Origin of the sequence: Streptomyces flaveus, from assembly GCF_014647675.1 — a bacterium.
Classification (GTDB): Bacteria; Actinomycetota; Actinomycetes; order Streptomycetales; family Streptomycetaceae; genus Streptomyces; species Streptomyces flaveus.
The window spans coordinates 1-20,361 of record NZ_BMPQ01000045.1 but is presented as its reverse complement, the minus strand read 5'-3'; the positions used below and the strand labels follow the sequence as shown (position 1 = coordinate 20,361).

Here is a 20,361-nt window from a genome sequence, read left to right as displayed (position 1 = left end):
GGACGAGCGTAGGGTCCGGATCACGCCAGGCGAATCGAATTTCCCGTGACCGTGATCTTCTCCTCGGGGAGGGGTCTTGTCGCAGGGCCGTCGGCCACCGAGGCGTCGGATACGCGGAACTTGCTGCCGTGACAGGTGCAGTTGATCGTGCCGTCCGAGACGTTGGCGACTGTGCAGCGCTGGTGGGTGCAAATGGCCGAGAAGGCCTTGAACTCACCCTGTTCGGGCTGGGTGACGACGACCTGCTCGTCCTTGAAGATCTTGCCGCCGCCGACCGGGATGTCGGCCGTCTTGGCCAGTTCCTCGCCGCCCGGGGCCTCGCCGGACGTCGGCTCGTCCTGAGCCGGCGACTCCGCCTCGCCCCCGCCGTTCTCGTTCCCGTACTCGCTGCACCCCGCGAGCAGCGCGGCCGCGCCGGCCGCCCCCGCCGCGAGAACCGTGCGACGCGTCGAGCGGATCGTCATGTCGTCACTCCGAAGGTGCGGAAGAACCAGAGAGCCGAGGTCAGCCAGACCACCGTGAGCGCGGCGAAGACGAGCCCGCCGACGATGGGCAGCAGCCAACCGGGCAGTCGCTCCGAGCGAAGGAGCAGCATCTTGGCGCTGAAGGCACCGAAGAAGAAGCAGCCCAGGAGCGAATGCCACAATACGCGCGTTTCATATGTCTGGTAGCCCAATGCGTACAAACAGTGCACGGCGACCGGTACCGCGGCCAGGAACGCGACCCGCCCCGACCAGCGGTGCAGCACCCCTGCCCAGCTCGGGCCCGGCAGCTTCCCGTACACCATGAGCGCCGAGACGAACTGCACCACCGCGAAGCCCATCGCCCCCGTGGCCAGCCAGGACTTGACGGCACCCGTACTGCTGAACCCGGCCAGGTTGAAGGCCGTGCCCGCCGGTTCGTGCACCTTGCCGTACGCACCGAGGGCGAGGGCGACCGCCCCGGCGACCAGGGCCGGGACGAGGTAACGGGAAGCCTGTGGACGGCGGGCCGGTTCGGGCGAGGGGAAGTCCTGGGTGGCGGCGTTCGGGTCGACGGTCATGGTCGGCTCCCTGCGGTCAGGGCTGAACGGAGGACTACGGCTGCACGGGGCGGGCGGTGAGCTGCTGTCCGTCGACCGTCACGGCGCCGGTCTCGGGGTCGATACGGGGCGCGGCCGAGGGGGTGCCGTCACGCTTGACGATGCCGACCTGCTGACCGTCCGGCAGCACGATCCAGCCGCCGTCGATCTCGGCGCCGCGTACGGACTCGGTGGCCCGGTACAGCCCCGAGGGCTTGAGCGCCTTGTCGGCGGTGAACCCGTACTCCTGCTGACCCATGTCCACCGTGCCGCTGATCCGGTTGCCCTTCAGCTCGCCGTTCAGCACGCCGCCCTGCTGGCTGGTCAGCCGCATGGTGCCGTCGGCCTTGACGTCGCCCTTCAGCCAGGACTCCTGGTCCCGGCCGTCGCAGAAGTACGCGATCGCCTTGCCGTCGCGCAGTGAGACGGCGACCGCGGAGGAGTCGTCGTCCGTACGGCCCGCGTAGTCGGCGTTGGCCGGCGCGCTCGGCGGCGGTGGGCTCTTCGACGGGCCCGGTGACGCGGTCGGCTTCGTCGGCTCGGGTTCCGGGCTCGGTGACACCTTCGTGGCGGGTGGCTCGCCTCCGCCCGACGCGGTGGGGCTCGTCCCTGTCGTCGCGTTGAGCGACAGCATCACCAGGGCCAGCAGGAGCCCCCCGAGTAGCGTGAAAAGTGGTCCGGAGCGCTTCATTTGTTGCCTCCCCCGAGGCGTCGCGGACAGCGTCTCCATGCAAGCGGAAGCACGGGGGCGGCGTCCAGGGGCGGACCCGGACGGTTTCACTCCAAGTGGCGGGAACGTACGGTTCCGTGACAATGGCAAGGGCTTCGGCCGTGCCCGCGACAAGGGGATCGTCCCTCGTCTCGGCAGGCGGGCGCCGCGCACCCGTGCACCACGGGCTGACTACGCTGGATGTGCACAGAGCCGATACGTACATCAGCGAGGAGCGACACCGTGGCGGTACGAGCGGTCCGCGGCGCCGTCCAACTGGAGCGGGACGAAGCCGGGCACATGGACGAGCAGGTCAGCGAGCTGCTCACCGCCATACTGGAGCGGAACTCTCTGACCACCGAGGACCTCATCAGCATCTGGTTCACGGCGACGCCCGACCTGCACAGCGACTTTCCGGCAGCCGCCGCGCGCAAGCTCGGCATCGTCGACGTACCGCTGATCTGCGCTCAGGAGCTGGACATCGAGGGCGCGATGCCCAGGGTCGTACGCGTCCTCGCGCACATCGAGTCCGATCTGCCGCGCTCCGACATCGCGCACGTCTACCTCGGCGCCGCGGCCGCGCTCCGCAAGGACATCGCCCAGTGAGGACCGCACTCGTCATCGGTACGGGGCTCATCGGCACATCGGCGGCGCTGGCCCTGGTGGGGCGTGGCGTCGTCGTGCACCTCGCCGACCACGACCCGGAGCAGGCCCGTACGGCCGCCGCGCTCGGCGCCGGCACGGACGAGGAGCCCGCGGGCCCCGTCGACCTCGCGATCGTCGCGGCGCCGCCCGCGCACGTGGCCACGACGCTCGCCGACGCGATGCGGCGCAAGGTCGCGCGCGGCTACCTGGACGTCGCCAGCGTCAAGGGCGGGCCGCGTCGTGAGCTGGAAGCGCTGGGGCTCGACCTCTCCGCGTACATCGGTTCGCATCCCATGTCGGGCCGTGAGAAGTCGGGGCCGCTGGCCGCGACCGAGGACCTCTTCGAGGGGCGGCCCTGGGTGCTGACGCCCACCCGGGACACCGACACCGAAGTGCTCAACCTCGCCCTGGAGTTGGTGTCGCACTGCCGTGCCGTACCGGTCGTGATGGACGCCGACGCCCACGACCGCGCGGTGGCGCTGGTCTCCCACATGCCCCACCTGGTGTCCAGCATGGTCGCCGCGCGTCTGGAGAACGCCGAGGAGGCAGCCGTACGTCTCTGCGGCCAGGGCATCCGTGACGTGACCCGGATCGCGGCCTCCGAGCCCCGGATGTGGATCGACATCCTGTCCGCGAACCCGGGCCCGGTCGCCGACCTCCTCGCGGACGTCTCCGCAGACCTGGACGAAACGGTGCAGGCCCTGCGCGCACTCCAGTCCTCCGACGAGGCCAAGCGCCGCGAGGGCGCCTCCGGCATCGAGGACGTCCTGCGCCGCGGCAACGCCGGCCAGGTCCGCGTCCCGGGCAAACACGGCGCCGCCCCCACGGTGTACGAGAGCGTCGTCGTCCTCATCAACGACCAGCCGGGCCAACTGGCCCGCATCTTCGCGGACGCGGGCGCCGCGGGCGTCAACATCGAGGACGTACGGATCGAGCACGCGACCGGGCAGCAGGCGGGTCTGGTGGAGCTGATGGTGAAGCCGGCGGTGGCGCCGGTGCTGACGGCTGCGCTGCGGGAGCGTGGCTGGGCGATCCGGCAGTAGCGGCCGGGTGGGGGCCGGTGCCGCGAGTCGGCGGTCGGAGGCCGCCGCGGCCGTCCCGGAGCCCGGGAGGCGTTCTGGCGCCGAGTGGTGCGAGGGCGGCGTCGAGGGTGGGGCCGGAGGCCAGTAATACCGGGGTCGGGGAGACAGTAACCTTGTGCGGGGCGCGATCGTGCCCGTGTCAGTCCACCACCCCGTATCAGGAAGGTGCTCGCACCCGTGGAAACCAGCGCCGCCCGGACCGCACCGGCAGTGATCGTCGCCATTGACGGCCCCTCCGGCACGGGCAAGTCGAGCACCTCGAAGGCCGTCGCGGCCCAGCTCGGTCTGAGCTACCTCGACACCGGTGCCCAGTACCGGGCGATCACGTGGTGGATGGTGAACAACGGCATAGACGTCAGCGACCCCACCGCGATCGCCGCCGTGGCCGCGAAGCCCGAGATCGTGTCCGGTACGGACCCCTCGGCGCCGATCATCACGGTGGACGGCACGGACGTCTCGGGCCCGATCCGCACCCAGGAGGTCACCTCCAAGGTGAGCGCGGTCAGTGCCGTGCCCGAGGTGCGCGCCAGGATCACCGAGCTGCAGCGCTCGGTCGCCGCGGCAGCCGAGGGGGGCATCGTCGTCGAGGGCCGGGACATCGGGACCACCGTCCTGCCCGACGCCGACGTGAAGATCTTCCTCACCGCGTCCCCGGAGGCCCGCGCCGCCCGCCGCAGCGGTGAGCTGAAGGGCGCCGACCTCCACACGACCCGCGAGGCCCTGCTGAAGCGGGACGCGGCCGACTCCACCCGTAAGACCTCGCCGCTGGCCAAGGCGGACGACGCGGTCGAGGTGGACACCTCCGACCTCACGCTCCAGCAGGTCATCGAGTGCGTCGTCACCCTCGTCGAGGAGAAGCGGGCAGCGAAGTGACCGAGCCACCTTCGGCACGGGGTGCCGAGGTCGGGCGGCGCATCGGCGTCGGCCTGATGTACGGGCTGTGGAAGCCGCGCGTCCTGGGCGCCTGGAAGGTCCCCGCGACCGGCCCGGTGATCCTCGCCGCCAACCACTCCCACAACATCGACGGTCCGATGGTCATCGGCGTGGCGCCCCGGCCGTCGCACTTCCTGGTCAAGAAGGAGGCGTTCGTCGGCCCGCTCGGCCCCTTCATGCACGCCGTCGGCCAGCTGAAGGTGGACCGCTCGACCGCCGACCGCACCGCCATCACCCAGGCCCTCGGCGTCCTGGAGAACGGCGGAGTCCTCGGCATCTTCCCCGAGGGCAGCCGCGGCGAGGGCGACTTCGCCGCGCTGCGCGCCGGGCTCGCCTACTTCGCCGTACGCAGCGGAGCGCCGGTCGTTCCGGTCGCCGTGCTGGGAAGTACGGAGCGGCGCGGACGGTTGATAAAGGGGCTGCCTCCGCTGCGCAGCCGGGTCGACGTCGTCTTCGGAGACCCCTTCGAAGCGGGCGACGGCAGCGGGCGGCGTACGCGCAAGGCGCTCGACGAGGCGACCGGGCGCATCCAGAAGCAGCTCAGCGCGCACCTGGAAGACGCCAGGCGTCTCACGGGGCGCCTGGAAAACACAGAGCGTCTCACCGAGCGCTGAGCGACACTTGAGTAGTGGATCACCCGGAATCAGGGCGCTCCACCGATCACCACGATGAACGAGGTACGGACTTCATGAACGACCACATCCAGCCCGACGGCTCGGAGCACGAGCACGGGGCGCTTGGCGATGCCGAGTACGCGGAGTTCATGGAGCTCGCCGCGGAAGAGGGCTTCGACGTCGAGGACGTCGAGGGCGCGATCGAGGCGGCCGGACACGGCCCGCTCCCGGTCCTCGCCATCATCGGCCGCCCGAATGTCGGCAAGTCGACCCTGGTGAACCGCATCATCGGCCGCCGCGAAGCCGTCGTCGAGGACAAGCCCGGCGTCACCCGTGACCGCGTCACCTATGAGGCCGAGTGGGCGGGCCGCCGCTTCAAGATCGTCGACACCGGCGGCTGGGAGCAGGACGTCCTCGGCATCGACGCGTCCGTGGCCGCGCAGGCCGAGTACGCGATCGACGCGGCCGACGCGGTCGTCTTCGTCGTCGACGCCAAGGTCGGCGCGACCGATACCGACGAGGCGGTCGTCCGGCTGCTGCGCAAGGCGGGCAAGCCCGTCGTGCTGTGCGCCAACAAGGTCGACGGCCCGAGCGGCGAGGCGGACGCGGCGTACCTGTGGTCCCTCGGCCTCGGCGAGCCGCACCCCGTCTCGGCCCTGCACGGCCGCGGCACCGGCGACATGCTGGACGCCGTGCTTGAGGCGCTGCCGGACGCCCCGGCGCAGACCTTCGGCGTCGGCGTCGGCGGACCGCGTCGTATCGCCCTGATCGGCCGCCCGAATGTCGGCAAGTCGTCTCTGCTCAACAAGGTGGCGGGCGAGGAGCGCGTCGTCGTCAACGAGGTCGCGGGCACCACGCGTGACCCGGTCGACGAGCTCATCGAACTCGGCGGAATCACCTGGAAGTTCGTGGACACGGCGGGCATCCGCAAGCGCGTCCACCTCCAGCAAGGCGCCGACTACTACGCCTCGCTGCGCACGGCCGCCGCCGTCGAGAAGGCGGAACTCGCGGTGATCCTCATCGACGCCTCCGAGTCCATCTCCGTCCAGGACCAGCGCATCGTGACGATGGCCGTGGAGGCGGGCCGCGCGATCGTCCTTGCCTTCAACAAGTGGGACACCCTCGACGAGGAGCGCCGCTACTACCTGGAGCGGGAGATCGAGACCGAGCTCGCCCAGGTGGCGTGGGCGCCGCGGGTGAACGTCTCGGCGCTCACGGGCCGCCACATGGAGAAGCTGGTCCCGGCCATCGAGACCGCGCTGGCGGGCTGGGAGACCCGGGTCCCGACGGGCCGGCTGAACGCCTTCCTCGGTGAACTGGTCGCCGCGCATCCGCACCCGGTCCGGGGCGGCAAGCAGCCGCGGATCCTGTTCGGTACGCAGGCGGGCACGAAGCCGCCGCGGTTCGTGCTCTTCGCGTCCGGCTTCATCGAGCACGGCTACCGGCGCTTCGTGGAGCGCCGACTGCGTGAGCAGTTCAGCTTCGAGGGGACGCCGATCCATATCTCCGTACGCGTGCGGGAGAAGCGCGGCAAGAAGAAGTAACGGGCGCCGTCCGGGCGTTGAGGCGTTGAAAAGGGCCCCCTGCCAGGTGGTGCAAGAGGGCCCTTTTCGTACGTACGAGCTACCGCGTCAGCGTTCCTTGCGCGGCCGGGGCGGCAGCGCCGGGATCAGCCCCGAGGCGTGCTGCCGCGCGACCGGCTGCCAGACGCCGGTGGTGGTGCGGCCGCGTGAGGCCGGGCGTCCGCTCGTGTGCTGCACGGTGCCGAAGGCTGTGAAGCCCAGCTCCTCCTCGCCGCTGCGATCGCCCGGCGGGGTCCGGAAGGACCGGCGGAACTCCGCGTAGAGCGCGTCGTAGATCGGCGTGGCCGAATGACCGGAGGAGTCCTGCGCCGGCCGCATGGCCGGGATCGGTGACGTGTACGGCAGGCGGCGGGGGGCGTCGTAGGTGTGCACGTACGTGCCAACGACCCCGGACCCCAACAGATGCGCCCGACCTGGGCTGATGCCCGGGCCGGGCGCATTCGGGAACCGGTGCTCACACTCAGGTCCCGGCGAGCGGCATCGCGGCCGCCACCAGCTTGCCGTTGGCCGCCGCCTTGTCGAGGGCCTCGCGGAGCAGGTCCTCGCGGGGCTGGCGGCCGATCGAGCCTACGGGGGCCGCGAACAGCAGCACCTGCTGGTGCTTGTTGGCGGCCTGCCGCCAGCTGTCGGTGACCTGGAGCGGCTGGTGGGCCTGCCACCAGGCGACGGGCGAGCCGCCGCCGGTGCCGGGCTGCAGGACCGCGTGCAGCTGGCCCATGGCGAGCAGCACGGACCAGCCGTGCAGCACGGGCGGCACCTCGGTCAGCTGGGGCAGCGGCATGAAGCCCTGCTCGATGAGGAGCGGCAGGAAGTCGTCACCGTCGCCTCCCGTCGTGCCGGGGCGCGCGATGGGTCCGGTCGGCTCGACGACGAGCGCGGGGTGCAACTCTCCGCCGAGCAGGACGAGTCCGCTCGTGACACCGAGGACGGCCTGCTCGGGCATGGCCTCGGCGGGGCCGGGGCGCTCGTGCCCGGTGACCGACTCCTGGCCGGTGATCGAGCGGACGGCCCCCTGCAACTGCTCCTCGGTGACCTGGACGACCTGCGAGGGCAGGCAGGTGGCGTGGGCGAAGGCGAGGACGGCGGTCTCCTCGCCGATGAACAGGACGGTGCTGGTGCGCTCCTGTTCCGAGTCGCCCGGGGTGCGGCAGGACGTGCAGTCGTAACTGCCCGGGGCGTTCTCTCCGGCGAGCAGCCGGTCGGCTTCTTCGTCGCCGATCTCGGCGCGTACGTCGTCGCTGACGTCGAGCATGCGCGGCACGGGTGGCTCCTCGGGATGCGGTGCGTGGCGTCGCCGGGCGGCTCCCGGCTCATGAAGCGGGAGGGTTCCCGGTTCATGAAGAAGACAACGGGTGATCTGTGGCCGGAGTCACGCCCGGGAGCGAACGGAATCGAACCATCCTGCGCGCACGGTGAATCCCGCTGCGGAACCTGCTACTCCACGCCAACTTCTCGGATGTCCAAGGAAGTTGATCCGGTGAGGTGAGTCACAGATCGTCAGTGCGTCAGGTCGACAAATCACGATATCGGCGAATGAAGTGGGTGGCCGGAATTCGCCGATACTGTCGGTAACGGCGAACTGGCCTGGAATGACAAGCATTTGGTTGATATCGGACCGCGCGACTCTCTAGATTCCTCGGCCGTGTGCAACGAGCACCGCTCGGGTACGTCCGCCGGCCGCACCACAGCCAGCTCGAAGCACCACCGTCGGCGGACGGGGCGGACCGGAACGACTGCGGCCGAAGAGCGGCGAGTTCCGTCCCGCCTTGGGGGACCCCGAGTCCTTCGAGAGGGAACTACATGTCCGATTGTGCCGACAACACTCGCAAGGTTCGTACGACCGCGGTCTTCGCCGGGGCGGCACTGCTCGCCCCGCTCGGACTGCTCGCCGCCGGCGGCAACGCCGCAGCGGCTGACAGCGGAGTGTGGGACCGCATCGCCCAGTGCGAGAGCGGCAGCAACTGGCACATCAACACCGGTAACGGCTATTACGGAGGACTCCAGTTCTCCGCGGCCACCTGGCGCGCGTACGGCGGCACGGCCTACGCGTCGACCGCCGACAAGGCCTCCAAGGCGCAGCAGATCGCTGTGGCCACCAAGGTGCAGCGCGCGCAGGGCTGGGGCGCCTGGCCCACCTGCTCCTCACGCGCCGGAGCGTCCGGCAGCGCGCCCGCGGCGTCCACACCCAGCACCAAGGCCGCCCCGTCCAAGCCCGCGAAGCCGTCGAAGACGCCGGCCCGCTCGACGAGCCGCACCGGCCGCGACGCGTCCCGCGGCGACTACACCGTCCGCACCGGCGACACGCTGAGCGCCATCGCCGCGCGACACGGGACCACCTGGGAGCGGATCTACGCCGCCAACAAGGCAGCCATCGGCGCCGATCCCAACACGATCGTCCCCGGGCAGCGGCTCAACCTCTGAGCCCTTGACTCCTCTGCTCTCGAGCATTGGGCCCCATCCGGTCCTCCGACCGGGTGGGGCCCCACCCGCCTCAGGCGCGGCTGGGCGGACCGCCGTGGCCGACTGCTTAGCGTGGCCGAATGCTGATCAAGCGCACGTGGTACTCGGCTGTAGTCGCCGTAGCCCTGACTCTGCTCGCCCCTGCCGAGGCGGTCCCCGCGCCACCGCCTCCGGCGCCCGGTCCTCCGGGTGCGGCCCGGGCGGCGTACAACTGTGGGAAGGACCAGTGGCCCTGGGGCTGTGTCGCCGAGTGCGAGAGCAGTGGCCGCTGGCACGTGAACACCGGAAACGGCTACTACGGAGGGCTGCAGTTCCAGCAGTCCACCTGGGAGGCGTTCGGCGGGCTGAAGTACGCGCCGCGCGCGGATCTGGCCACCCGTCAGGAGCAGATCACCGTCGCCGAGAGGGTGCTGAGCGTCCAGGGATGGGAGGCGTGGCCCGTCTGCTCCAAGAGGTACGGACTCAGGGGCCGGGCGCATGTGGTGAAGCCCGGCGAGACGCTCTCGTCGATCGCCCACCGCTACAGGATCCGGGGCGGCTGGCAGGCGCTCTACCAGCTCAACAAGCAGATCGTCGGGAAGGATCCGAACCGGCTGACCACCGGCATGATGCTGAGCCTCCCCAGGGGAGCCGCCTCCGGCCGGGCGATCACTCCCGGTCCGGTGCTGATGGGTCCGCCGCTGCCCGCTCCGCCGCCTCGCCGCTGAACACGACCTCGCCACGCCGTAGTTCGTACACGACTGCCGCCCTGCCGCCCAGGCCGGGCGGCAGCCGCTGTTCGGCCACGATCACGCAGGCGTCGAGGCCGCCGAGCAGTTCGTACGTGCGGGCCGCGACCGGCGGTGACATGCCCTGCGCGGGTTCGTCGACGAGCACCACGCGCGCGCGTGCCAGGAGGGCGCGGGAGAGGGCGAGCATGCGTTGCTCTCCGCCGGAGAGGGTGCCGGCCTTTCTGGCGAACAGGGGACGCAGTGCGGGGTAGGCGTCGAGGGCGGGCTCGAAGTGGCCGCCGGTGGACGCGAGTTCGAGGTTCTCGCGGACGGTGAGCGAGCCGAAGACGGCCTGCCGTTCCGGCACCAGGCACAGTCCGCGGCGGGCCCGTTCGTATGCGGGCATCCACGTCACGTCGGTGCCGTCCCACAGCACGGCGCCACGGGACAGGGGGACGGTTCCGGCGAGGGCGCGCAGTGCGGTCGTACGGCCCGAGCCGTTGCGGCCGAGCAGGACGGTGAGGCCGGGGGCGGGCGCGTGGATAGTCACTCCGTGCAGGGCCTCCAGCGGGCCGTACCGCACGCGCGCGTGGCGCAGCGAAATGCCGGTGTTCATCGTTCGACCACCGTGTCGAGTCCTTCGAGGTTGTCGAGTACGTGGCGGGTGGGGCCGGAGGTCACGATGCGGCCCGCCGTCATGACGTGCACGGTGTGGGCCAGGTCGGCCACGAGGTCTAGGTCGTGCTCGACGACGAGCAGGGCCATGCCGTCGGCGGCCAGGGCCCGCAACACGCGGGCCAGCGCGGCCACTTCGCCCGTGTCGAGGCCCGCGGCGGGCTCGTCGAGGAGCAGGACACGCGGGCTGCCCGCCAGGGCGCGGGCGAGTTCGACACGCCGCAGGGTGCCGGTCGGCAGCCCCGCCGCGGGCAACGCCCGTACCGCCCCGTCGAGTCCGAGCAGCCGCGACACACGCTCCACGGCGCCCGGATCGACGACGCGCCCCTGCTCGGCGCCGACCCGCACGTTCTCAGCCACCGTCAACGTCGGGAAGACAGCGAGCTGCTGAAACGTCCGCGCCACGCCGAGGCGCGTACGGGCGTGTGCCGGGAGCCGGGTGACATCCCGCTCCCCGAACATGACACGCCCCGCGTCCGGCCGCACGGTCCCGGCGAGACAGTGGAACAGAGTGCTCTTTCCGGCCCCGTTGGGCCCGACGACCGCGGTGACCGTGCCCGGGGGAAGCTCGAGGTCGACACCGTCGAGGGCGGTGAAGCCGCCGTAGGTGACGCGCAGGCCGCGGGCGCGGAGGACGTGGCCGACCGGTGTGGCCCGCGGCTCCCGGGTCCGGCCGGGTGCCGCGTGTCCAGGGCCGGCGGCTGGTCCGCCTGGTTCCGGCGTCCCGCTCGGACCGTGGGCTGTGCCGGGGTAGGGTGCGCCTTCCGGGCCGCCTGGTTCGGCGGGGGCGCCCGCTTCGGCGGGGCTCGGTACTCCCGCCGCCCGCGGCTCCCCGGTCCGGCCAGGCGCCGCGCGGCCGGGGGCCGATCCGCCAGGCTCAGCCGTCCCGCTCGGGCCGTAGGCCGTGCCCCGCCGGGGCGTGCCACCCGGCGCATCCACCGGGGCGGCACCACCCGACCGGGCGGCACCAACCGACCCGGCGGGACCGCCCGCCCCAGCCGGGCCGGATGCCCTCGCCGAAACCGCCGAAACCCCGGTTGCCCCCGCCGCGACCCGCGCCCGGCCCGGCACGGGCGGCTTCGGACGGAGCCGTCTCCGTACCCTGGCCCCCAGCGGCGTGAGCTTCGCCTCGCGGCGCAGGCGGAGGCGGCCCGCCGCCAAGCGCAGCGCCTCGTAGGGCCCGCCGGGGAAGCGGCCCACCAGCACAGCCAGGAGGCCGATCAGCGCCGCCGCCACGCCGCCGCGGGTGCCCGCGTCCAGGCCCACCAGGAGCGCCGCGGCGGCCAGTGCGCCCAGGACGCTGTCGGCGCCGAGGACGACGATCGCGGCGAACCAGAGGAGGCCGCGCACGGGGTCGTACGCGGCGGGGTCGAAGGCGCGCAGGCCCATGCCGAGCATGCCGCCGCCGAGGGCGGCCAGGGCCGCGCCCGCCACGAAGGCCGTCAGCTTCAGCGCGGGCACGCGGACGCCCGCCGCCGACGCGCCCGCCTCGTGGTCGCGCATCGCGGCCAGGGCACGGCCGGTGCGGCCCCGGCGCAGTGCGTGCGCGGCGAGCAACGCGCCTGCCAGGAGGCCGAGTTCGAGTACGTAGTACGTGCGGTCGTTCTCGAAGCCCGCCGGGCGGCCCAGCGTCAGGCCCGCCGTCGCGTACGGCTGGGCGAAGACGAAGCGGCTGACACCGACGCCTACAGCGAAGGTCGCCAGGGCGAGGGCCAGACCGTGCCGGCTGATGGCGGGCCAGCCGGTCAGCAGGCCCAGCGGAGCCACCAGCAGGACGGCCACCACCAGCGCGGCCAGTTCGGGAAGCTCCGGCAGGCCCGGGAAGCGGCCCGCCGCCAGCAGTGCCGTGAAGAGGGCGCCGAGGCCCGCGTACGCCGCCTGGCCGAGCGAGATCTGGCCGCCGCGGCCCGTCACCACGACCAGCGAAAGCAGCACCACACCCAGCGCCGGGACCTGTACGGACGTATGCAGATCCCGGCCCGCGAAGCCCAGGGGGATCAGGAAGAGGACCACGGCCACGATCCACGCGCCCGGCGGAGTCGCCACCCGCGCCGTCGCGGTACGCGGCAGCGCGTCCCGGGCGCCGATCCCCGGCAGTGCCAGCGCCGCGATCAGCAGCGCGACGACGAAGAGGTTCGCCCCCAGTGCCTGCACCAGCGGCTCGCGCCAGCCCGGCGGGTGGAGCCGCGTCAGCTGGCTCTGGGCGACCCCGATGCCCAGCGCCACCACCACGGCCACGGGCAGGTTGCGCATCCGGGCGGCCACCGCGACCGCCACCACCTCCATGACCAGCAGTGGCAGACCGTACGGATCAAGGCGTACGTAAGGCGCCAGGAGCACCCCGGTCAGTCCCGCCGTGAAGGAGCCGAAGGCCCAGCCCGCCGCGGCCACCCGGTCCGCGTCGATGCCGCCGAGCACGGCGAGCGAGCGGTCGTCGACGACGGCCCGCAGCTCCCGCCCGAAGCGCGTCCAGCGGGTCATCGCCCCCACGCCCACGGCCAGGACCAGCGTCACCGCCAACTGCCCCCAGGGATCCGCCGATACGAGCGTCGGCGCGTCCGAGTGTGCGCCCGGCCCCCAGATCAGCGCCGCTCCGCCGACCAGCAGCACGAACACGCCGATCGAGGCGACCAGCGTCTGCGCCGGATCGCTGCCGAGGACGGACAGCGGACGGAAGACGAAGCGTTCCAGGACCAGGCCGATGCCCGGTGCCACCACGAGCAGGGTGAGGGCGGCGGCGAGCGGGAGCGGCCAGTCCCACTCGACCGTGAGCTGGCGCAGCAGATAGGCGCACACCATCGCGATCGCGCCGTGCGCGAAGTTGAGCACGCCGGTCGCCCGATGGGTGACGATCAGCCCGATCCCGGTGAGCGCGGCGGCAGCGCCGACGGAGAGCCCGGCGAGCGTGAGGTCGTACGTCAGCGACGCCATCAGCCGGGAGCCATCAGCCAACCGAGGAAACGTCCGAGGCGGACGGCCCGCAGATCGGGCAGGGAGCGAGCTCCCCGCGCGCGAGGACCCGCGAGTCGACCGGCAGGGCGTCCGTCTTCCCGGCGACCAGCGGGCAGTCGGCCCGGTGCCACAGCGTGCCGCCCGGCACCATCAGCAGCTCGCCGCTGACGGCGACGGGCGCCGTCACGGCCTGCCCGGACTCGTCTGCGTCGGCGGGCTCGGCGGCCACCAGGAGCCCGTACAGCTCCTCCACGCGCGCCGCCGCGAGGGCGTTCCTGCCGTGGGTGAGCAGCACGGCACCCGCGATGATCAGCGCGGCGCCGGGCACCGTGCAGGAAGCGAGATAGGGCAGTTGCCGCTCGGCGAACCGCTCGCCCGAGATCCCGTACCAGCCGATGACGCACAGCACCGCTCCGGCGGCGAGCGCCGCCCACCCGGCCCAGAGGACGGGGTGCACAGTCCGCAGTCGAGCAGTCCGCATCGGAGCTCCCACGTCATGTGTCAGTCCATGTCACGTATCTGTCCATGCCGGCCAATGGCTTGCACTATGCCCTGTGGAAGCTGACCCTGAAAGAACCGGGCGCACATGGCCCGGACCGACACCCGGTGGTGAGCCAGATGGTTCTCGGCAGCGACCTCAAGCGGGGGAGCGGCAAGCGGATGCGTGGTCCCGGACGGCGTACGGCGGCGTGGCTGGCAGCCGCGGTCCTGGTGGCGGGCCCGGCCCTCACGGCCTGCGGAGACGACAGCGGCGGCGACGACGTGGCGCCGCCCTCGCCCACGGTGGAGGAGCCCACCCGCGCCGCCGAAGAGAGCCCCACGGCGCCGGAGGACACCGCGGCGGCGGAGCGGGAGATCAAGGAGAACTGGGTGAAGTTCTTCGACCCGGCCACCCCCCTGAAGGACAAGCAGGCCTACCTGGAGAACGGCGACCGGATGGCCCCGGTCCTACAGGCCTTCAGCGGTGACGAGCGCGGTGGGCAGGTGCAGGCGGAGGTCAACAAGGTCGAGTTCACCTCGGCGACCGAGGCGAACGTGACGTACACACTCACCCTGAAGGGCGCCACGGTCATGCCCGACGCCACCGGGACGGCCGTCGAGCAGGACGACGTGTGGAAGGTCTCCGTCAAGACGCTGTGCGGCCTTGTCGGGCTGAGCGGCAATGCGTCGCCGCTTCCGGGCTGCTGAGTGCGCCGTCGCGGGCTTCCTGCTCCTGCTGAGCACGGCCTGCGGCAGCCGCCTCCCGGAGAGCGACTTCGAGAACCGGCCCGACGAGGGCACCCCCACACGGGCCGACGGCGAGCCGGTCCGCGTCGGCATCATCACCAGTGCCACCAGCCCGGTCGGCGGCGACGCGTTCACCGGCCCACGTGACGGCGCGAAGGCCTACTTCGAGCGGCTGAACGCGCGCGGCGGTATCGAAGGCCGCCAGGTCGAGGTCCGTACGTGCGACGACGGCGGCAGCGGCGTCGGCAACAACGAGTGCGTGCACAAGCTCGTCGACGAGGACAAGGTCGTCGCCCTCGTCGCCGGCTCGTCCCTCGACTACGCGGGCGCCTCCCGTGTCTCACGCGCGCGCGTGCCCGACATCGGCGGACAGCCCATCGGCCCGGCGTACGACACGTATCCGCACCTCTACAGCATCTACGGCAGCCTCGCGCCACGGAACGGGAAGCCCGGCTGGGACGGCAAGCTGTACGGCGGTACGGAGGTCTACCGCTACTTCAAGCGCGAGCAGGGCGCCCGTACGGCGGCGGTCGTCTCCTACAACCAGCCGGCGTCGGCCGCGTACGCGCGGCTCGTCACTCAGGGCCTTGAGGCCGAGGGCTACAAGGTGGTCACCGAGCAGGTCGATTTCTCGCTGCCCAACTTCCGCGCCGTGGCGGCCGATCTGAAGGAGCAGGGCGCCGATCTGGTCTTCGACGCCATCGACTCCTACGGCAACGCCCAGCTGTGCAAGGCCATGGACGACGTCGGCGCCGAGGTCCTCGCCAAGGTCACCAATGTGCAGAACTGGACGTCCAAGGTCCGCGAGGACTACAAGGACTCGCCGCGCTGCCGCAACGCCCTGTGGGCGACGGGCTCCAGCCGCAACTACGAGGACACGGACCACGAGGCCGTACGGGAATTCCGGGACGCCACCGAGGACTTGAAGACCCATTCCCAGTGGCAGTTGGAGGGCTGGGCGGCGGCGATGTGGTTCACGGACGCGGCCGAGTCCTGTGCGCAAACGGACATCACGCGCGCGTGTGTCGACCGCTTCCTGGCCGAGGGGGCCGAGGGGAAGCCGTATACAGCCGACGGCCTGCTGCTGCCCGTCACCTACGAGAACCTGTCCGAGCCCCCGAAGACCCGCAGGACCTGTGTGTCCGTGGCCCGTTGGGAGGACGCCGAGGGGTGGGTGAGCCAGGGCGACATGAACAGTAACTGTTTCGAGGTACCGCAGTTGTCTTACGAACCCTGAGACGGCACGACCGCTGCGAGGCCCTCAACCGGCCCGGATGCGTGAAAATGATGAAACGTTCCGTATATCAGTTCCCAAAACGGAAACCCTTTGGGAACAAGGTGATGATGGAGGTCAACCACACCCCAGGGGCTCGGGTCTAACCACGCGGCAGTGGACGAGGCAGGGGATTCGGGGACGCATGCATATCTCTTTCCTGATACACAACGCGTACGGGATCGGGGGGACGATCCGTACGACGTACAACCTCGCCGGTACCCTCGCCGAGCAGCACGACGTAGAGATCGTCTCGGTGTTCCGCCACCGCGACGAGCCGGTCTTCGCGCCCGACCCGCGCGTCCGCCTGCGCCACCTCGTCGACCTCCGCAAGGAGAGCCCGGGATACGAGGGCGAGCACCCGGAGAACAAGCGTCCGGCCCGGGTCTTCCCTCGTGCGGAGGGCCGCTACGACCAGTACAGCGCCCTCACCGACCGGCGCATCGCCGAGTACCTCTCGACGGTCGACGCCGATGTCGTGGTCGGCACCAGGCCCGGCCTGAACGTGCATCTGGCCCGTGAGACCCGGCGCGGCCCGATCCGCGTCGGCCAGGAGCACCTCACGCTCGACAGCCACTCGGCCGCCCTGCGCGAGGAGCTGCGCGGCGTTTACCCCAGGCTCGACGCGCTCACGACCACCACCGAGGCGGATGCCGGCGCGTACCGCAAGAAGATGCGGCTGCCCGGCGTACGCGTCGAGGCGGTGCCCAACTCCGTGCCCGCGCCCGGCATACAGCCCGCGGACGGCTCCGGTAAGTGGGTCGTGGCAGCCGGGCGGCTCGCCCCGGTCAAGCGGTACGACCTGCTGATCAAGGCCTTCGACCGGGTACGCGGAGAGCGGCCGGACTGGCGCCTGAGGATCTACGGCGGCGGTGAGCAGAAGGACAAGCTGCGCGCCCTCATAGACGACCTCGGCCTCTACAACCACGTCTATCTGATGGGCCCCGCCCACCCCCTCGAACCCGAGTGGACCAAGGGCTCCATCGCCGCCGTCACCTCCAGCCTGGAGTCCTTCGGCATGACGATCGTCGAGGCCATGCGCTGCGGTTTGCCTGTCGTCTCCACGGACTGCCCGCACGGCCCGCGGGAGATCATCGACAACGGCGTCGACGGGCGCCTCGTCAAGGCCGGCAGCATCAAGGCCATCGCCGACGGCCTCCTCGAACTGATCAACGACGACCCGCTCCGCCACCAGATGGCGAGCGCGGCCCTCAAGGACTCCGAGCGCTTCGACCCGGCCCGTATCGCCGAGCGCTGCGAGTCGCTGTTCGCCGGGCTGGTCCCGCGCGGCGGCGACTCGGGGCTCGGCCGGATGCACGGTTCACTGCACCGCACCCGTGGAGCGCTGCTCGGTGGTGCGCATGCCGTTCGGGATGCCGGACGCACGCTACTCAAGAAGGGGCACATCGCATGACGACGCTGGCTCCGCAGCCCGCGCCCCGGCACACCGACGAGTACGCCGCCACGCCCCCGCGCGCCGACTGCGTCGCCGACTCCGCGGGCGGGCTCACCTTCGACATCACCGGGTCCGCCCGGGCCGGCGCCGCGTACCTGGTGCTGCGCCGCCGCGGCAGCGAAGACGAGGTCTGCCTGCCGCTCACCCCCGCCGCCGACGGCCGACTGCGGGCCGTGCTGCCCAGCGGCGTCGAACTGCCCGAGGGCCGCTGGAACGCCTACGCCCAGCCGGCCGACGGCGCGCCGCAGCGCATGGTGCCCGGCGTCAACGACCTGCGCTCGCTCGTCGACCGTGTGCCCGACGCCGCCGCAGGCCACGTCGCCGTCCGTATCCCGTACGCCACCAGGCACGGCAACCTCACCGTCCGCAGCTGGCTGCGCGCCCCGCACGCCGAGGCGGGCGAACTGTACGTGTAGGAGGGGGAGTTGAGCGTCTCTGGAACTCTTGAGGATCCTGGGTCATCGCGTGGCCCCGAAGGGTGGAAGCGGTGACGAGCACGGACTGATCCGGGCCGATCCTTGGGCAGAGCCCGCATGCGGCGTCACTGGCGGTGACGCATCGCCGGCATCTGGACTGTGTCCGACCCGCTCGGGCCGGACACACCCTGGGATTGCCGCCCCGCCGGACGCTGGACCGGTCACCACGGCAGAACCGCGGCGCCGGTGGCGGGGACCGCGCGCATTTCGAGCACGCGGCGGGTATGCCAGGTACAACGACAGGCGGCTTGTGAGGTTACGACCAGATCATCATCGGCGAAGACGGAGCAGGGCCCGGCGCTGGCGGGGCCGTACTACACGGCGGACAACGACCTGTCGGTGACGGTCACTGCGGAGAGCTGAAGCCACGTTCCTGACCCGACCGGGTCTGGGGCGGCGTGATCGCCGCGTACTGAGGGTGGTGGAGGTCGAAGGCCGGGGATTCGGAGCGGACCTTGGGCAGCGTGAGGAAGTTGTGCCGGGGCGGCGGGCAGGAGGTCGCCCATTCCATCGAGCGGCCGAAGCCCCAGGGGTCGTCGACCCTCACCTTCTCGCCGTACCTGGCCGTTCTCCAGACGTTGTAGAGGAACGGCAGCGTCGACAGGCCGAGCAGGAACGAGCCGATCGACGAGACGGTGTTGAGCGCCGTGAACCCGTCGGCGGCCAGATAGTCCGCGTACCGGCGTGGCATGCCCTCCGCGCCGAGCCAGTGCTGCACCAGGAACGTGACGTGGAAGCCGACGAAGAGCGTCCAGAAGTGGATCTTGCCGAGCCGCTCGTCGAGCAGTTTCCCGGTGAACTTCGGCCACCAGAAGTAGAAGCCGCCGAAGGTCGCGAAGACGACGGTGCCGAACACCACGTAGTGGAAGTGCGCCACCACGAAGTAGGTGTCCGTGACGTGGAAGTCCAGCGGTGGTGACGCCAGGATGACCCCGCTCAGCCCGCCGAACAGGAAGGTCACCAGGAAGCCGGTGGACCACAGCATGGGGGTCTCGAAGGACAGGGATCCCTTGAGCATCGTGCCGGTCCAGTTGAAGAACTTCACGCCCGTCGGCACCGCGATCAGGAACGACATGAACGAGAAGAACGGCAGCAGCACCGCCCCCGTCGCGAACATGTGGTGCGCCCACACGACCACCGACAGACCCGTGATCGCCATCGTCGCGCCGATCAGCGTCAGATAACCGAAGATCGGCTTCCGGCTGAACACCGGCAGGATCTCGGTGACGATGCCGAAGAACGGCAGCGCGATGATGTAGACCTCCGGATGCCCGAAGAACCAGAAGAGGTGCTGCCACAGCAGCGCCCCGCCGTTGGCCGAGGCGAAGACCTGCGAGCCGAACCGTCGGTCCGCCTCCAGGACCAGCAGCGCCGCGGCGAGCACCGGGAACGCCATCAGGATGAGGATCGACGTGAACAGCGTGTTCCAGACGAAGATCGGCATCCGGAACATCGTCATGCCGGGGGCGCGCATCCCGACGATGGTCGTCAGGAAGTTCACCGCGCCGAGGATCGTGCCGAAACCGGCCAGCGCCAGCCCCATGATCCACATGTCGGCACCGATGCCGGGCGACCGTTCCAGGCTGTTGAGCGGGGCGTAGGCGAACCAGCCGAAGTTGGCGGGACCCTCCGGCACCAGCAGTGAGCCCAGCACGATCAGCCCGCCGAAGAGGAACAGCCAGTACGACAGCATGTTCAGCCGGGGGAAGGCCACGTCGGGTGCGCCGATCTGCAGCGGCATGATCTCGTTCGCGAAACCGGCGAAGGTGGGCGTCGCGAAGAGCAGCAGCATGATCGTGCCGTGCATCGTGAACATCTGGTTGAACTGGTTGTTGTCGATCAACTGCGTGCCCGGACGGGCGAGCTCGGCCCGCATCAGCAGCGCCATCAGGCCGCCGACCAGGAAGAACGCGAACGACGTGATCAGGTAGAGATGGCCGATCTTCTTGTGGTCGGTGGTGGTGAGCCAGTCGACGATCAACCGCCCGGGCTTCACTGGTACGGCCCGGACCGGTGCCTGCGCGGTCTCAGTGCCCATCGCTGCCCCCTCGCTCGTCGCGCCCTGGGCCTCCCGAAGCTCACGCCATGATGCTCGCGTCGCGCGGCGCTTCGACAGGGGGCGTACGTCGGTTCTGTGCTTGAACCATGTATTTCCTATGGTGTGTCACCTTTCGGGACGCACCGCGTATTCGGAACGGAAAGGCGTGCGCGCCGAGTACGTGCCACGTATTCCGCCGGGCCCCTCGGGCTTATTCGGATCGCCGTCAAGCTAGTCAGGAATTACGTTCGACAGTGCGCGAAACACGTCGGGAACCGCCCGTTCGTGTGACTTGGTTCGGCCAAATCGAGTGTCGTGGTCCTGTGACAGAAGCGTGACCGGAGAGGTACCGGTGACGGATCGTGGCGGGTATCGGGCTTCCCCGTCCGCATTCCGGCGCCTAACGTGGCGGTATGGCACCGATTCCCACCCCTTCCGCAGAGCCCCAGGACAATCCGGACGCGTACG

The 20,361-nt window shown here is 71.0% G+C and carries 20 protein-coding genes; 11 read left to right on the top strand and 9 right to left on the bottom strand.

Going from position 1 to position 20,361, the window contains the following annotated elements:
- Window positions 1–20: 20 nt before the first annotated feature.
- The 3 genes from IEZ21_RS43070 to IEZ21_RS43060 are packed head-to-tail and all read right to left on the bottom strand — an operon-like array spanning window position 21 to window position 1,751.
- A complete protein-coding gene (locus IEZ21_RS43070; protein WP_189327256.1) occupies window positions 21–464 on the bottom strand; it encodes a Rieske (2Fe-2S) protein in 444 nt (147 codons plus the stop codon).
- Window positions 461–1,042 (bottom strand): DUF6529 family protein, encoded by a 582-nt coding sequence (locus tag IEZ21_RS43065; RefSeq protein WP_189327255.1) that lies wholly within the window; start codon window positions 1,040–1,042, stop codon window positions 461–463. The genes IEZ21_RS43070 and IEZ21_RS43065 overlap by 4 nt, the downstream gene beginning before the upstream one ends.
- A gap of 34 nt (window positions 1,043–1,076) precedes the next feature.
- On the bottom strand, window positions 1,077–1,751 hold the full coding sequence (locus IEZ21_RS43060) for a hypothetical protein (protein WP_189327254.1): 675 nt from the start codon (window positions 1,749–1,751) through the stop codon (window positions 1,077–1,079).
- A gap of 261 nt (window positions 1,752–2,012) precedes the next feature.
- On the opposite strand from IEZ21_RS43060, the gene aroH reads away from it, so the two are divergent.
- The 5 genes from aroH (at window position 2,013) to der (ending at window position 6,587) form a co-directional block, all read left to right on the top strand.
- Window positions 2,013–2,375 (top strand): chorismate mutase, encoded by a 363-nt coding sequence (gene aroH / locus IEZ21_RS43055; protein WP_033324028.1) that lies wholly within the window; start codon window positions 2,013–2,015, stop codon window positions 2,373–2,375.
- Complete coding sequence (locus IEZ21_RS43050) at window positions 2,372–3,457, top strand: prephenate dehydrogenase (protein WP_189327253.1); 1,086 nt, start codon at window positions 2,372–2,374, stop codon at window positions 3,455–3,457. Before aroH ends, IEZ21_RS43050 begins: the two co-directional genes overlap by 4 nt.
- Window positions 3,458–3,673: 216 nt before the next feature.
- The gene (gene cmk / locus IEZ21_RS43045; RefSeq protein ID WP_189327252.1) at window positions 3,674–4,369 is read left to right on the top strand and encodes a (d)CMP kinase; all 696 of its coding nucleotides are present in this window, start codon (window positions 3,674–3,676) and stop codon (window positions 4,367–4,369) included.
- Window positions 4,327–5,043, top strand: a complete 717-nt coding sequence (locus IEZ21_RS43040; protein ID WP_189327251.1) for a lysophospholipid acyltransferase family protein — start codon at window positions 4,327–4,329, stop codon at window positions 5,041–5,043. Before cmk ends, IEZ21_RS43040 begins: the two co-directional genes overlap by 43 nt.
- Window positions 5,044–5,117: 74 nt before the next feature.
- On the top strand, window positions 5,118–6,587 hold the full coding sequence (gene der / locus IEZ21_RS43035) for a ribosome biogenesis GTPase Der (protein ID WP_033324036.1): 1,470 nt from the start codon (window positions 5,118–5,120) through the stop codon (window positions 6,585–6,587).
- Between the two features lie 87 nt (window positions 6,588–6,674).
- Here the strand turns inward: der and IEZ21_RS43030 are convergent, their stop codons facing one another.
- Window positions 6,675–6,998 carry a hypothetical protein gene (locus IEZ21_RS43030; RefSeq protein ID WP_189327250.1) on the bottom strand — a complete coding sequence of 108 codons (324 nt, stop codon included), beginning with the start codon at window positions 6,996–6,998 and terminating at the stop codon, window positions 6,675–6,677.
- Between the two features lie 88 nt (window positions 6,999–7,086).
- A complete protein-coding gene (locus tag IEZ21_RS43025) occupies window positions 7,087–7,887 on the bottom strand; it encodes a DUF8842 C-terminal domain-containing protein (protein ID WP_189327249.1) in 801 nt (266 codons plus the stop codon).
- 539 nt (window positions 7,888–8,426) lie between these two features.
- Here IEZ21_RS43025 and IEZ21_RS43020 point away from each other — a divergent pair.
- Together IEZ21_RS43020 and IEZ21_RS43015 are read left to right on the top strand one after the other, a co-directional pair.
- Window positions 8,427–9,047, top strand: a complete 621-nt coding sequence (locus IEZ21_RS43020) for a LysM peptidoglycan-binding domain-containing protein (RefSeq protein ID WP_189327248.1) — start codon at window positions 8,427–8,429, stop codon at window positions 9,045–9,047.
- A 119-nt stretch (window positions 9,048–9,166) separates the two neighbouring features.
- Entirely contained in the window at window positions 9,167–9,793 is a 627-nt protein-coding gene (locus IEZ21_RS43015; RefSeq protein WP_189327247.1) for a LysM peptidoglycan-binding domain-containing protein, read from the top strand.
- Here the strand turns inward: IEZ21_RS43015 and IEZ21_RS43010 are convergent.
- Genes IEZ21_RS43010 through IEZ21_RS43000 form a run of 3 tightly spaced genes read right to left on the bottom strand, consistent with a single transcriptional unit; the run spans window position 9,735 to window position 13,904 of the window.
- Window positions 9,735–10,412: an ATP-binding cassette domain-containing protein gene (locus IEZ21_RS43010; RefSeq protein ID WP_189327246.1), complete on the bottom strand. Its 678-nt coding sequence runs from the start codon at window positions 10,410–10,412 to the stop codon at window positions 9,735–9,737. The genes IEZ21_RS43015 and IEZ21_RS43010 overlap by 59 nt on opposite strands.
- Window positions 10,409–13,402, bottom strand: a complete 2,994-nt coding sequence (locus IEZ21_RS43005; protein WP_189327280.1) for an ABC transporter permease subunit — start codon at window positions 13,400–13,402, stop codon at window positions 10,409–10,411. The genes IEZ21_RS43010 and IEZ21_RS43005 overlap by 4 nt, the downstream gene beginning before the upstream one ends.
- 13 nt (window positions 13,403–13,415) lie before the next feature.
- Window positions 13,416–13,904, bottom strand: coding sequence for a hypothetical protein (locus IEZ21_RS43000; RefSeq protein ID WP_189327245.1), 489 nt, complete (start codon window positions 13,902–13,904; stop codon window positions 13,416–13,418).
- Window positions 13,905–14,041: 137 nt separating this feature from the next.
- On the opposite strand from IEZ21_RS43000, the gene IEZ21_RS42995 reads away from it, so the two are divergent.
- The 4 genes from IEZ21_RS42995 to IEZ21_RS48705 all read left to right on the top strand — a co-directional run bounded on the left by IEZ21_RS42995 (window position 14,042) and on the right by IEZ21_RS48705 (window position 17,795).
- Complete coding sequence (locus IEZ21_RS42995) at window positions 14,042–14,611, top strand: MTB12 C-terminal domain-containing protein (RefSeq protein WP_189327279.1); 570 nt, start codon at window positions 14,042–14,044, stop codon at window positions 14,609–14,611.
- Window positions 14,586–15,887 carry an ABC transporter substrate-binding protein gene (locus IEZ21_RS42990; protein ID WP_189327244.1) on the top strand — a complete coding sequence of 434 codons (1,302 nt, stop codon included), beginning with the start codon at window positions 14,586–14,588 and terminating at the stop codon, window positions 15,885–15,887. The genes IEZ21_RS42995 and IEZ21_RS42990 overlap by 26 nt, the downstream gene beginning before the upstream one ends.
- 181 nt (window positions 15,888–16,068) lie before the next feature.
- Window positions 16,069–17,337 carry a glycosyltransferase family 4 protein gene (locus IEZ21_RS42985; RefSeq protein ID WP_189327243.1) on the top strand — a complete coding sequence of 423 codons (1,269 nt, stop codon included), beginning with the start codon at window positions 16,069–16,071 and terminating at the stop codon, window positions 17,335–17,337.
- Window positions 17,334–17,795, top strand: coding sequence for a hypothetical protein (locus tag IEZ21_RS48705; RefSeq protein ID WP_308429711.1), 462 nt, complete (start codon window positions 17,334–17,336; stop codon window positions 17,793–17,795). The genes IEZ21_RS42985 and IEZ21_RS48705 overlap by 4 nt, the downstream gene beginning before the upstream one ends.
- A gap of 406 nt (window positions 17,796–18,201) precedes the next feature.
- On the opposite strand, the gene ctaD is transcribed toward IEZ21_RS48705, so the two are convergent.
- The gene (ctaD, locus tag IEZ21_RS42975; protein ID WP_189327242.1) at window positions 18,202–19,893 is read right to left on the bottom strand and encodes an aa3-type cytochrome oxidase subunit I; all 1,692 of its coding nucleotides are present in this window, start codon (window positions 19,891–19,893) and stop codon (window positions 18,202–18,204) included.
- Window positions 19,894–20,361: the final 468 nt, after the last annotated feature.

Bases quoted from the DNA above. Each gene is read 5' to 3' on its own strand.
- IEZ21_RS42990 (WP_189327244.1), top strand. From the start codon at position 14,586: ATGCGTCGCCGCTTCCGGGCTGCTGAGTGCGCCGTCGCGGGCTTCCTG.
- ctaD (WP_189327242.1), bottom strand. From the start codon at position 19,893: ATGGGCACTGAGACCGCGCAGGCACCGGTCCGGGCCGTACCAGTGAAG.
- IEZ21_RS42985 (WP_189327243.1), top strand. From the start codon at position 16,069: ATGCATATCTCTTTCCTGATACACAACGCGTACGGGATCGGGGGGACG.
- IEZ21_RS43015 (WP_189327247.1), top strand. From the start codon at position 9,167: ATGCTGATCAAGCGCACGTGGTACTCGGCTGTAGTCGCCGTAGCCCTG.
- IEZ21_RS42995 (WP_189327279.1), top strand. From the start codon at position 14,042: ATGGTTCTCGGCAGCGACCTCAAGCGGGGGAGCGGCAAGCGGATGCGT.
- IEZ21_RS48705 (WP_308429711.1), top strand. From the start codon at position 17,334: ATGACGACGCTGGCTCCGCAGCCCGCGCCCCGGCACACCGACGAGTAC.
- IEZ21_RS43070 (WP_189327256.1), bottom strand. From the start codon at position 464: ATGACGATCCGCTCGACGCGTCGCACGGTTCTCGCGGCGGGGGCGGCC.
- IEZ21_RS43000 (WP_189327245.1), bottom strand. From the start codon at position 13,904: ATGCGGACTGCTCGACTGCGGACTGTGCACCCCGTCCTCTGGGCCGGG.
- IEZ21_RS43020 (WP_189327248.1), top strand. From the start codon at position 8,427: ATGTCCGATTGTGCCGACAACACTCGCAAGGTTCGTACGACCGCGGTC.
- der (WP_033324036.1), top strand. From the start codon at position 5,118: ATGAACGACCACATCCAGCCCGACGGCTCGGAGCACGAGCACGGGGCG.
- IEZ21_RS43005 (WP_189327280.1), bottom strand. From the start codon at position 13,402: ATGGCGTCGCTGACGTACGACCTCACGCTCGCCGGGCTCTCCGTCGGC.
- IEZ21_RS43065 (WP_189327255.1), bottom strand. From the start codon at position 1,042: ATGACCGTCGACCCGAACGCCGCCACCCAGGACTTCCCCTCGCCCGAA.
- IEZ21_RS43060 (WP_189327254.1), bottom strand. From the start codon at position 1,751: ATGAAGCGCTCCGGACCACTTTTCACGCTACTCGGGGGGCTCCTGCTG.
- IEZ21_RS43010 (WP_189327246.1), bottom strand. From the start codon at position 10,412: ATGAACACCGGCATTTCGCTGCGCCACGCGCGCGTGCGGTACGGCCCG.